Below are 12,251 nucleotides of genomic sequence, written 5' to 3' on the forward strand. Positions count from 1 at the left end.
ACTACCCCTCCTGATTAGTTTATACTTCTACACCCATAGATTTCGCTTTTTCTATCGCTTCCTCGATACGTCCTACTAAGCGGAATGCATCTTCAGGAAGATGATCATATTTACCATCAAGAATATCTTTAAATCCTTTTACAGTTTCTTTTACAGGTACATAAGATCCTTTTTGACCTGTAAATTGCTCTGCTACGTGGAAGTTTTGAGATAGGAAGAATTGGATTCTTCTTGCACGGTGAACGATTAATTTATCGTCATCACTTAGCTCGTCCATACCTAGGATACTAATGATATCCTGTAGCTCTCTATATCGTTGCAGTGTAGATTGTACACTTCTTGCTACATTATAATGCTCTTCGCCAACAATTTCAGGGGAAAGAGCACGTGACGTAGAAGCAAGTGGATCTACCGCTGGATAAATACCCATCTCTGTTAATTTACGCTCTAAGTTTGTTGTTGCATCTAAGTGAGCAAATGTTGTAGCTGGTGCTGGATCTGTATAATCATCCGCTGGTACATAGATAGCTTGGATAGATGTTACAGAACCCACGTTTGTTGATGTGATACGTTCTTGTAATTTACCCATTTCTGTTGCTAATGTTGGCTGGTAACCAACCGCTGATGGCATACGGCCAAGTAATGCCGAAACCTCAGAACCAGCTTGAGTAAAGCGGAAAATGTTATCAATGAAGAATAGAACGTCCTGTCCTTGTTCATCACGGAAATATTCAGCCATTGTTAATCCTGTTAAGGCAACACGCATACGAGCACCTGGTGGCTCGTTCATTTGTCCGAATACCATCGCTGTTTTCTTAATAACGCCTGAATCAGTCATTTCATGGTAAAGGTCATTTCCTTCACGAGTACGTTCCCCAACACCTGCGAATACGGAAATACCACCATGCTCTTGAGCGATGTTATTAATTAATTCCTGAATTAAAACGGTTTTACCTACACCGGCTCCACCAAATAGTCCAATTTTACCACCTTTAATATAAGGCGCTAATAAGTCTACTACTTTAATACCAGTTTCTAAAATTTCTACTTGTGTTGATAATTGTTCAAACTTAGGAGCTTCTCTGTGAATAGAATCGCGTCTAGCACTTGCTGGAATTTCTGAATCTAAATCGATTGTTTCTCCTAATACATTAAATACACGACCTAAAGTAACATCACCTACAGGAACAGAAATAGATTTTCCAGTATCTATTACCTCTGAGCCTCTTGTAACGCCATCAGTAGAAGACATCGCAATAGCTCGAACTGTGTTATCACCTAAATGAAGGGCCACTTCAAGTGTTAATTCTACTTTAGAAGTACTATTTGGACCTGGAACAACTCTTAATGCGTTGTTAATGTCAGGCAGACTTCCTCCATCGAACTTCACGTCTACAACTGGTCCCATAACTTGAAGAATTCGTCCTGTGCTCATTATTTTCCCTCCTAAACTTTCTTAAAAGCAGTTCTGCTAAACCAGAAGTCAAGCAGAACTTATTTATCATCGTTATTCTAACGCTGCAGCTCCACCAACGATTTCTGTTATCTCTTGTGTAATAGCTGCTTGTCTTGCACGGTTATACTGTAAACTTAAATCACCTATTAATTCTTTTGCATTATCAGTAGAATTCTTCATCGCTGTCATACGTGCAGAATGCTCACTCGCTTTACTGTCTAGTAAAGCGCCGTATAATAGACTCTCTGCATACTGCGGTAATAGAACATCGAGAATTTCTTCTGCTGATGGCTCGAATTCATAAGATGTTAATGTAGTATTCGTAGCATCCATATCCGTTAACGGAAGAACCTTCTTCTCTACTACATCCTGTTGGATTGCACTTACATAATGACTGTAATAAACATAGAGCTCATCAAAAGTACCATCATCAAACATGCCTACAGCTTTGCTTGTTACATCTTTAATATCTAAGAAATCTGGTAAATCTGGTATTCCAACTACGTCCAAGATAACATTATGTCCTTGTTTCAATAGGAAGTCTCTACCGATTCTTCCAACGACAATAATGGAATACTCATCTTTTGATTGATGACGCTCTTTAATTGTTTGATTCAATTTTCTAAGTACGTTACTGTTGTATGCCCCTGCCAGTCCACGTTCAGAAGTAATGACAAGATAGCAAGTTTTTTTAACAGGACGTGTTTGAAGCATTGGATGGCTAACGCCTGAGCTGCCGAGCGCTACTGAATGTGTCACTTCTTCCATTTTAGACATGTACGGAATAAATGCTTTTACATTAATAACTGCTCTATTCATTTTAGCCGAATAAACCATTTGCATGGCTTTCGTAATTTGGCTTGTCTTTTTTGTTGATTCAATACGAGCTTTTATATCACGTAAAGATGCCAAAGATTCTCACCACCAATCTTTAAGTTTGCCTTCTTATTCAGAAGCTACAAACGTTTTTTTGAAATCGTTAATCGCTGCTTTCATATCATCATCAGATGGAAGATCCTTTGTTGAAACAATATGTTCTACCACATTAGTATGATTGTGATCTAGCCAATTTAAGAATTCTTCTTCGAAACGTCTAATATCTGAAACAGGAATATCGTCTAAGTGTCCACGAGTTAGGGCATAAAGAATCGCAACCTGTTTTTCTACTTTTAATGGTCTATTAAGATCTTGTTTCAATACTTCTACTGTACGAGCACCACGATTTAACTTATCTTGTGTCGCTTTATCTAAATCAGATCCAAATTGAGCAAATGATTCTAGCTCACGGAATGATGCAAGGTCAAGACGCAATGTTCCAGCAACCTTTTTCATTGCCTTGATTTGCGCAGAACCACCAACACGAGAAACAGATAAACCTGCGTTTATCGCTGGGCGTACACCAGAGAAGAATAGATCAGATTGTAAGAAAATTTGTCCATCTGTAATCGAAATTACGTTTGTTGGAATATATGCAGAAACGTCTCCTGCTTGTGTTTCAATAAATGGAAGAGCAGTAATAGAACCTCCACCTTTTGCGTCACTTAATTTAGCTGCACGCTCAAGCAGACGTGAATGCAAGTAGAATACATCCCCTGGATATGCTTCACGACCTGGAGGACGACGAAGTAATAGGGACAATTCACGATAAGCGGATGCTTGTTTTGTTAAATCATCATACACGATTAAAACATGCTTACCGTTATACATAAACTCTTCACCCATCGCTACACCAGCATATGGAGCTAAGTATAGTAATGGCGCTGGTTGAGAAGCAGATGCTGTTACAACAATCGTGTAATCTAATGCACCATTTTTACGAAGCGTTTCAACCGCGTTACGTACTGTAGATTCTTTTTGTCCAATTGCTACATAGATACAAACCATGTCTTGATCCGCTTGGTTAAGAATTGTATCAATCGCAACAGATGTTTTCCCTGTTTGACGGTCACCGATAATTAATTCACGTTGTCCACGACCAATTGGCACTAATGCGTCAATCGCTTTAATACCTGTTTGAAGCGGCTCACTTACAGATTTACGATCCATAACCCCAGGTGCTAAAAATTCGATTGGACGTGTTTTTGTTGTATTAATCGCACCAAGTCCATCGACTGGTTGTCCTAGAGGGTTTACTACGCGTCCGATTAGCGCATCACCAACTGGAACCTCCATGATTCTTCCTGTACGACGAACTTCATCGCCTTCACGAATATCTGTGTAAGGACCAAGAATAATGATACCTACATTGCTTTCTTCTAAGTTTTGAGCTAAGCCCATTACTCCATTAGAAAATTCAACAAGTTCTCCAGCCATACAGTTATCTAGGCCATGTACACGAGCGATACCATCACCAATATTAATTACTGTACCAACTTCACTTACTTGAACTTCTGATTGGTAACTTTCAATTTGCTTTTTTATAAGAGCACTGATTTCTTCCGCTTTGATGCTCATGCGTTTCACCCCTATCTAAAGATTACTATCCTAATAATTGTCGTTGTAGACGGTCTAGCTTCCCTTGAAGACTACCATCATATATTTGATTACCGATTCTCACCTTAATTCCACCTAATAAGTTAGAATCAATGATATTTTCAATATTTAGCGATATTTTCCCAACTTTTGCAGCGAATGTAGCTGAAATAGCTCTTTTCTCATCGTCTGTTAACGGTTTGATTGAGTATACCTTTGCATCTGCAATCCCTTTTGCTTCATTTACAAAAGCAATAAATTGATCACAAATACTGGTAATCATCTCTTCCCGATGGCGATCAATCAGTAGCATCAAAAGGTTTTGTATATACTCACTTGCCGAAGCAAATGCTACTTTCACCATTTCTTTTTTCTTTTCTAATGAGATATTAGGAGATTGTAGAAATGTATGAATTTCTGGCGAAGAGGTTACGAGTGATTTCACCACACGCACTTCTTCATCCAATTGATCTATCTGTCCGTTTTCTTTGGCGATTTGGAAAAGGGCTAAAGCATAACGCTTTGCAACACCTGTATCCATCATCGTTTCTCGCCTACCTCTTGAATGTAATCATGAATTAACTTTTCTTGATCTTGCTCGTTTAATTCTTTTTCGATCACTTTAGAAGCGATTAAAACAGAAAGAGAAGTAACCTGATCGCGAATTGTGGCAACAGCCTTTTCTTTTTGTTGCTCAATTTCTACTAAAGCCGCATTTTTTAAACGTTCTGCATCTTTTCTAGCATCGTCAATGATTGTTTCTCTTTGAGCGTCTGCTTGTTGTTTTGCTTTTTCGATTAATTCTTGTGCGTCAGTACGCGCTTCTTTCAATAATGCTCTTTGTTCTTCTAATAGTTTGGCAGCTTCTAGTCTGCTTTTCTCAGCATTATCTATTTCACTTGCGACAAATTCCTCGCGATCCTTCATCATTTTCATTAAAGGACCCCAAGCAAACTTTTTAATTGCCCACAATAATAATAAGAAAGATACTAATTGAACGACTACGTCACCGCCCGCGAAATCCATTACGGCACCTAATACTAATCCATTTGTGAACACGCTTGATTCACTCCTTTCAGATAATGTGTTTTATCACATACAGGAAACCTTTATTCGCTTATGGAAAAAAGGTGAATATGCTTATTTATAAAATAATAGGAACAATTTTTGGCTATCAATATACTCATTTGAGCATTGTTTTTTTGTGAATTGTTGGTTTTAAATAAAGGAATGGCGAAGGTTCTTATCGAATGATCTTCGCCATAACTAAGGAATAAATATATTCTTATTCGATTAAAGAACCATAAATGCGATAACAACCGCCATGATAGGAATCGCCTCTACGAATGCAACCCCGATGAACATTGTTGATTGAAGCATACCTCTTGCTTCTGGTTGACGAGCAATCCCTTCTACTGTACGAGAAACGATTAATCCGTTACCTAAACCTGCACCTAGTGCTGCTAAACCAATTGCAATTGCTGCTGCTAATGAACCCATTATTAAAATCCTCCCTAAATTGTAATTATTATAAAGTTTGTCCATTTTCTGAACTGGGTATATATATTAATGGTCTTGACTTACTTTATGAGCCATATAAACCATTGTTAATAAAGTAAAAATAAACGCTTGGATACTTCCGATAAAAACAGAGAATCCTTGCCATACCATTGTTAATGGAAAGGCAGCTATTGTACCAATAAGATTTGTCTTTGCTAAGCCATTTACTAGTAAGTCTAGTAGAACCTCACCCGCAAAAATGTTTCCGTATAAACGGAGACCAAGCGTGAGCGTATTAGAAAATTCCTCGACTATTTTTAATGGTAATAAAAATCCTACCGGTTGAACATACTCCTTAAAGTATCCTTTTGTACCACGCATTTTGACACCGTAGTAATGAGTTAAACCTACTACCATAATCGCAAGCGTTAAGGTTACACCAGGATCGGCTGTTGGTGATTTCCACCAAACCTCATGATGCACTGAAATAGCAAAAGGTAGACCTAACATATTGGAAATAAAGATGTACATAAGAAGAGTGATCCCTAATACGTGAAATCTTCCACCGTCTTTCCAATCCATGTTGTTCTTAATAATATTTCGGACAAAGTCCATGATCCACTCCATCAAATTTTGTCTGCCGGTTGGCTTCATTTGAAGATTACGAGTGAGAAAAAACGCAATTAAAAATACAATTAAACTTGATACAACAATCATTAAAACATTAGATAGGTTAAAAGTTAATCCTAAAAACACTTTGGTAGGTGCTTCATGATGCAATATTACTCACCTCTTTTCTCACCATTCTTATGTAAAATAAAATAACGCACTAAATAATCTGCCATAATGACAATATAAGCTGTCATCAATCCAATTACAACACTTATTAAGTGAACTTTTTGTGGATATTCTACGGCAATTAAGCAAACAATTACTGCTGTCGCCATTCGAGACAAGGTTCCTAAACCATAAACCTTTCCTTCATCTTCAATGGCTTTATCAAATACCTTTGCTCTTCTAACCAGTAAGGTGAGATTGAATACACTGGCACTCGTTCCGACGAAGAGACCAAGAAAAACAGATTGATAGGGGGTGAGCGCCCAAGCAAATGCACAAAATGATAAAAAGAAATACAAATATTTCTTAACCCTTATGTATATCTCAAACAATTGTTCCAATTCTCTATCCTCCTTTATTTTCAGGGCATCACTCTAAACCCGCGAAAAATAAAGCGAAGCAGAGAAAAAGCACATTCCTTTTGTATCATTTCATGGGCATTAAGCAATAAGTTTATCCTTCATTTTCTATAGATAAACTAAGCAAATTCATCGTTTGCCCCTTAACTCTATTAACACTATCTCTGTGTTAAAATCTTGATACTCCGCGGGTGAAAACCTATTCATACCCCTTGTAAGCATACAATAGGGCATTGTCAATGTCAATGCATTTAAATACAAAAAAAAAATTCATTGCTCACCATTTAACAATCTCTTTCTTATAGCTTATTTTATTTTTAATATTTTTTCAAGCATGTCCTCTTTCCCGGCTTTTTTCGCAAAAACTTTTAATCGATAGGTTCCCGCTTCCTCTATTTTCGCAATGCTAAATTTACCTTTCAGTTGGCCTCTTTTCACTTCTTTTTTCCAATCTAAAAACTGTACAAATTGTAATGTATCTTCTCGAAAGAGGGCAATTCCAAATTCTTCTGCACCGGTCGGTAAATACGTCTCATATTCATAGCTATTTTCACCAGTATTTTTGAGAAGATCGAATCCCATAATCCTTGGATAATCCGGCTCTTCTAACACATATAAATACGGCAACTCTATCAACTGTCCCCCGGCTCTTACCTTAATTATACCATCTTGAAGTTTGTCATTAAAAAGATTATTGTCAATATTCATGATGATTGGGACGTTTTTCTTTTGTCCTGGTTTTAGAGTGAAGGAAAGAGGCAATTTCCAACTAATTCCTCGTTTTCCTTTTGGGATGTCAAAGGATATTTTCTCGATATTTTCTCCGACATTTTTAACCGTAATATACGCCTGATATTGATTTTGTTCTTTCACTAATTTATATTTCCCAAAACGAATACTTCCAGGCATAACAAGAACATTAGCATCTATTGCCTGATCGACTTGAATTCTACCTGCTCCTTGTTCATATACTTTATATGTCACATTTTGTCTATTTTTGACGGGCTTCGCCGTATTCATTAATGCTGCTTTTACTTCCTCTGGCCCCCAGTCCGGATGCGCTTCTAACAACAGCGCACACGCTCCAGCAACAAATGGTGCCGCCATACTTGTCCCTTGCAACGCCATATATCCATCAGGTACTGTGCTATTTATCACAACTCCAGGCGCAAGAACATCTGGTTTTATCTCCCACGTGCTCGTAACCGGACCTCTAGAGCTAAAATCTGCCAATATATCTTTTTCCCACTTTTTTTCTATTGTTAAATAAACTTCCTTTTTACGAATGGACTCTTTAATAAATTCTCCCTCTTCTCTCGTAATTCCTGCCACTGGTATAGACACTTCTTTTTCTAACATCCCTTGAAATGGCCCTTCTATATTGTTATATATCAATACACCGATAGCTCCCATTTCATAGGCGTTTTCCACCTTTTCTGTAAAAGTTAATTCTCCTCTTTCCAGTAATACTATTTTCCCTTTTGCATTCGCTAATTGATTTCTCTTCCCTAATCCACCGCCTACTAAGTGAACAGAGCCTATATTTGCCCACTCCTTACTGTTTCCCATATTTGTTAAGGGGATTTTTTGATCATTTATATTAATAAAGGAAGTATTCATATTGGGAGTAGAGGCTCCAACTGAAATAGCTTTAGACGCTGTTCCTGGAGAACCAACCGTCCATTCTGCCGGACCTGCATTCCCTGCGGCCGCAACAGCAACAATCCCCTTCTTCACTACCTCATTTAAAGCAAGACTAATCGGCAAATCCGGACCATTGACATCACTACCTAATGAAAGGTTTATAATATCCACCTTATCTCTTACAGCTCTGTCGATCGCTGCTAATATTTGCTCTGTCGTTCCAGAACCACCTGGACCCAGCGCTCTATATACATAAATAGTAGCATTTGGAGCCACACCCTTCATTTTCCCATCTGCAGCGATAATCCCTGCAACATGCGTGCCATGCAAAGTATCTCTCTTCCCTAATCCTTTTGTTTCCATTGGATCCTTATCCTTATCTACAAAATCATAGCCTTCCTTATAATTTTTTTGTAAATCTGGATGCTGATAATCTATTCCTGTATCTATCACGCCTACTTTTATCCCTTTTCCGCTAACATGTTCAAGTGATTTCCCTAAATAATTTCTAATTTCATTTGCCCCAATAATTTCAACTGGATCTTCTGCCTCTGCCAAATAAGTTTGAACTTTTGAAACTTGATTCACATTTTCACTTTGTTTTAATTTTTCTAGTTCCCGTACTGGTCCTTCTACCGAAAAACCACTGAACACTTCTTTAAAAATAAATCTTTTTTGTAAATGTGGATATTGCTTAAGGAGTTGATCAATTTCCTGTTCCGCATAATTTTTCTTCGTATGTACAATGGCAATTTGTAATTCATTTGGATTTTGCGAGGGAAGATTTGGAGTTTTTAAGGATGCTGCTATTGTTGAATTGGATAATAGTAGTAGAAAAAGGAGTATTATTAGTGTTTTTTTTAGCATACCATTCGCCCCCTGCAAATCGTTATGCTTTTTATTTTGACCGCAAGTTATTATTTTATGTATGCTACCAACAGGTGTGACATTTCTCACAGCCAACTTTTTAGGATACGAATCGTAAATGGTTCTCACTAAACAAAAAAACTGCTACCTATAAAGGTAACAGCTTGTTTATATTTATTTCGTACCAAATAATCTGTCTCCTGCATCTCCAAGACCGGGTACAATATAACCTTTTTCATTTAATTTCTCATCAAGTGCCGCAATGTAGATATCCACATCTGGATGAGCTTCTTTTAATGCTTCTACCCCTTCAGGAGCAGCGATTAAACACATAAATTTAATGTTTTTTCCGCCTCTGTTTTTTAAAGAATGAATCGCTTCAATAGCAGAGCCACCTGTCGCAAGCATCGGATCCACTACTATAAAATCTCTTTCCTCTACATCTGAAGGTAACTTTACATAGTATTCAACCGGCTGTAATGTTTTAGGGTCACGGTATAATCCGATATGACCAACTTTTGCAGCTGGGATTAATTTTAAAACTCCGTCAACCATTCCGATACCAGCACGCAAGATAGGAACAATACCTAATTTTTTACCAGAAAGCACTTTCGATTTTGTTTTGCTAACTGGTGTTTCGATTTCAATTTCTTCCAATGGCATATCACGTGTAATTTCAAAAGCCATCAACGTTGCTACTTCGTCTACTAACTCTCTAAATTCTTTTGTACCTGTTTGCGTTTCTCTAATGTATGTAAGTTTATGCTGAATAAGTGGATGATCAAATACATATACCTTTGCCACAACATTCACTCCGTTCCTTCATTTATAGTCTCTGTATCCCTTCTATTTCGACAGGATACATTCGTTAACACACTTCTATTCATTCTACAGAAAAAGTGTTAGTGAATCAACTGAAATCCTTTTTTAAATTCGAAAATTCTATGATAGTTTTTCCGAAAAGACAAGAAAAAAACCGAGCTTAAAGAAAAGAGGACATTCAATAGGCAGGTTTGCTTAATGAATGTCCTCTTTTTTATTATAGTTGATTATACAATTCAAATTTACTCGTTAATGCCGTAACCCTTTTAGCCGCTTCCGCTAATTTCTCAGTATCTTCATGATTTTTAAGAGTAAAACCAATAATAGAAGCAATTTCATCCATATCTTCTAATCCGAAGCCACGAGATGTTACCGCTGCAGTTCCAATACGGATTCCACTTGTTACAAATGGGCTTGCTGGATCGAATGGAATCGTATTTTTATTAACGGTAATTCCAACTTCATCTAGCACATGTTCTGCCACTTTCCCAGATAATCCTAAAGACTGTAGATCCACTAACAATAAATGATTGTCGGTACCACCAGATACTAAGCTAAGCCCTTCATTTTGCAAACCACTTGCTAATCTTTTTGCATTCGCAATAATATTTTCCGCATAATCTTTAAAATCGGCTTGTAGCGCTTCTCCAAATGCAACTGCCTTTGCTGCGATTACATGCATTAATGGTCCACCTTGGATGCCAGGGAAGATCGATTTATCGATTTTCTTCGCAAATTCCTCTTTACAAAGAATCATTCCACCACGAGGCCCACGTAATGTTTTATGTGTTGTTGTGGTTACAAAATCAGCATAAGGAACAGGATTTTGATGGAGACCTGCAGCAACTAAACCAGCAATATGAGCCATATCCACCATTAAATACGCTCCAACCTCATCCGCAATCTCACGGAACTTCGCAAAATCAATTTCACGTGGATACGCACTTGCTCCAGCAACGATTAATTTTGGTTTATGTGCCAATGCTTTTTCACGAACATCCTCGTAATTGATATAGTGCGTTTCTTTATCTACACCATACTCAATGAAATTATATTGAACACCGCTAAAGTTAACAGGACTTCCATGTGTCAAATGACCACCATGAGATAAATTCATCCCTAATACGGTATCACCATGCTCTAAAATAGTAAAATAAACTGCCATATTTGCTTGTGCGCCTGAATGAGGCTGTACATTTACATGTTCAGCGCCAAAAATTTCTTTCGCGCGGTCACGAGCAATATCCTCCACAATATCTACATATTCACATCCGCCGTAATAACGTTTGGAAGGATAACCCTCTGCATATTTATTGGTCAATACAGATCCTTGCGCTTCCATTACTGCTTCACTAACAAAGTTTTCTGACGCAATCAATTCAATTTTCGCTCTTTGACGACCTAATTCTTGCTGTATTGCTTTAAAAACAAGTTCATCTTGCTCTGCTAAATGCTTCATATGTATATCCTCCCGACTATTTCTCTCTATTCCACCGTAAATCTGCCTCTATTCTATCATGTATATATTTTAAAAAGAAAGAGTTAATTTACGAATTATCATGATAATATTTTTATTTTCGTTCGGTTTTAAAGGTTTTTTTATGACTTTTTATCATTTTTACATTTTAAAAATACGAAAATGAGTAATTATCTACTATTTTAATAAAATGAACTTCATATTAAATATAATTTTCTTATTGTTGCCAATTGAATTTCTGCTTAAGAAAATATTATTTAACAATAGCATAAGCATTTGTAGGACAGAGGGAGAGGGAATATTTTGTGTGAGGTTATCGATTAGTGCTTGGTGGAGCCTCTTTATTACTTTTTTGCTTGCTTATTTTTCGCTTTCAGTTGTGGGTGAGCACCACTTTTCCCTTTCCTCTTCTTCATTTCGGCTTTCATCCCCTTGGTGAACACCACTTTTCTCTTGCCTCTTCTCCATTTCGGCTTTCATCCCCTTGATGAACACCACTTTTCCCTTTCCTCTTCTCCATTTCGGCTTTCATCCCCTTGGTGAACACCACTTTTCTCTTGCCTCTTCTCCATTTCGGCTTTCATCCCCTTGATGAACACCACTTTTCCCTTTCCTCTTCTCCATTTCGGCTTTCATTCCCTTGATGAACACCACTTTTCTCTTCCTCTTCTCCATTTAGGCTTTCATTCCCTTGATGAACACCATTTTTCTCTTCCTCTTCTCCATTTCGGCTTTCATCCCCTTGATGAACACCACTTTTCCCTTGCCTCTTCTCCATTTCGGCTTTCATCCCCTTGATGAACACCACTTTTCCCTT

Annotated in this window: 12 protein-coding genes; all 12 read right to left on the reverse strand. The window is 37.5% G+C overall.

Annotated elements, in window-relative coordinates; genetic code table 11:
* Positions 1 to 19: 19 nt before the first annotated feature.
* Positions 20 to 1,435 (reverse strand): F0F1 ATP synthase subunit beta, encoded by a 1,416-nt coding sequence (atpD, locus tag RTL21_RS13870; protein ID WP_312096475.1) that lies wholly within the window; start codon positions 1,433 to 1,435, stop codon positions 20 to 22.
* A 72-nt stretch (positions 1,436 to 1,507) separates the two neighbouring features.
* Positions 1,508 to 2,368, reverse strand: coding sequence for an ATP synthase F1 subunit gamma (gene atpG / locus RTL21_RS13875; protein WP_312096476.1), 861 nt, complete (start codon positions 2,366 to 2,368; stop codon positions 1,508 to 1,510).
* A gap of 33 nt (positions 2,369 to 2,401) precedes the next feature.
* Positions 2,402 to 3,910 (reverse strand): F0F1 ATP synthase subunit alpha, encoded by a 1,509-nt coding sequence (gene atpA / locus RTL21_RS13880; RefSeq protein ID WP_312096477.1) that lies wholly within the window; start codon positions 3,908 to 3,910, stop codon positions 2,402 to 2,404.
* A 25-nt stretch (positions 3,911 to 3,935) separates the two neighbouring features.
* A complete protein-coding gene (locus RTL21_RS13885) occupies positions 3,936 to 4,472 on the reverse strand; it encodes a F0F1 ATP synthase subunit delta (protein ID WP_312096478.1) in 537 nt (178 codons plus the stop codon).
* Positions 4,469 to 4,987, reverse strand: a complete 519-nt coding sequence (locus RTL21_RS13890; RefSeq protein WP_312096479.1) for a F0F1 ATP synthase subunit B — start codon at positions 4,985 to 4,987, stop codon at positions 4,469 to 4,471. The genes RTL21_RS13885 and RTL21_RS13890 overlap by 4 nt, the downstream gene beginning before the upstream one ends.
* 234 nt (positions 4,988 to 5,221) lie before the next feature.
* On the reverse strand, positions 5,222 to 5,428 hold the full coding sequence (atpE, locus tag RTL21_RS13895; protein WP_016204791.1) for a F0F1 ATP synthase subunit C: 207 nt from the start codon (positions 5,426 to 5,428) through the stop codon (positions 5,222 to 5,224).
* A 66-nt stretch (positions 5,429 to 5,494) separates the two neighbouring features.
* Positions 5,495 to 6,208: a F0F1 ATP synthase subunit A gene (gene atpB / locus RTL21_RS13900; RefSeq protein ID WP_312096480.1), complete on the reverse strand. Its 714-nt coding sequence runs from the start codon at positions 6,206 to 6,208 to the stop codon at positions 5,495 to 5,497.
* 2 nt (positions 6,209 to 6,210) lie between these two features.
* Positions 6,211 to 6,606: an ATP synthase subunit I gene (locus tag RTL21_RS13905; RefSeq protein WP_031536717.1), complete on the reverse strand. Its 396-nt coding sequence runs from the start codon at positions 6,604 to 6,606 to the stop codon at positions 6,211 to 6,213.
* A 324-nt stretch (positions 6,607 to 6,930) separates the two neighbouring features.
* On the reverse strand, positions 6,931 to 9,135 hold the full coding sequence (locus RTL21_RS13910; RefSeq protein WP_312096481.1) for a S8 family serine peptidase: 2,205 nt from the start codon (positions 9,133 to 9,135) through the stop codon (positions 6,931 to 6,933).
* Between the two features lie 174 nt (positions 9,136 to 9,309).
* Positions 9,310 to 9,939, reverse strand: a complete 630-nt coding sequence (upp, locus tag RTL21_RS13915) for a uracil phosphoribosyltransferase (RefSeq protein WP_312096482.1) — start codon at positions 9,937 to 9,939, stop codon at positions 9,310 to 9,312.
* A gap of 235 nt (positions 9,940 to 10,174) precedes the next feature.
* Positions 10,175 to 11,416: a serine hydroxymethyltransferase gene (gene glyA / locus RTL21_RS13920; protein ID WP_312096483.1), complete on the reverse strand. Its 1,242-nt coding sequence runs from the start codon at positions 11,414 to 11,416 to the stop codon at positions 10,175 to 10,177.
* Positions 11,417 to 12,014: 598 nt separating this feature from the next.
* The coding region (locus tag RTL21_RS13925) for a hypothetical protein (protein ID WP_396954445.1) at positions 12,015 to 12,251 on the reverse strand (237 nt) is incomplete at its 5' end.

It is taken from the genome of Niallia sp., assembly GCF_031978665.1.
Classification (GTDB): Bacteria; Bacillota; Bacilli; order Bacillales; family Cytobacillaceae; genus Niallia.

Bases quoted from the DNA above. Each gene is read 5' to 3' on its own strand.
- RTL21_RS13910 (WP_312096481.1), bottom strand. From the start codon at position 9,135: ATGCTAAAAAAAACACTAATAATACTCCTTTTTCTACTACTATTATCC.
- atpE (WP_016204791.1), bottom strand. From the start codon at position 5,428: ATGGGTTCATTAGCAGCAGCAATTGCAATTGGTTTAGCAGCACTAGGT.
- RTL21_RS13885 (WP_312096478.1), bottom strand. From the start codon at position 4,472: ATGATGGATACAGGTGTTGCAAAGCGTTATGCTTTAGCCCTTTTCCAA.
- glyA (WP_312096483.1), bottom strand. From the start codon at position 11,416: ATGAAGCATTTAGCAGAGCAAGATGAACTTGTTTTTAAAGCAATACAG.
- atpD (WP_312096475.1), bottom strand. From the start codon at position 1,435: ATGAGCACAGGACGAATTCTTCAAGTTATGGGACCAGTTGTAGACGTG.
- atpA (WP_312096477.1), bottom strand. From the start codon at position 3,910: ATGAGCATCAAAGCGGAAGAAATCAGTGCTCTTATAAAAAAGCAAATT.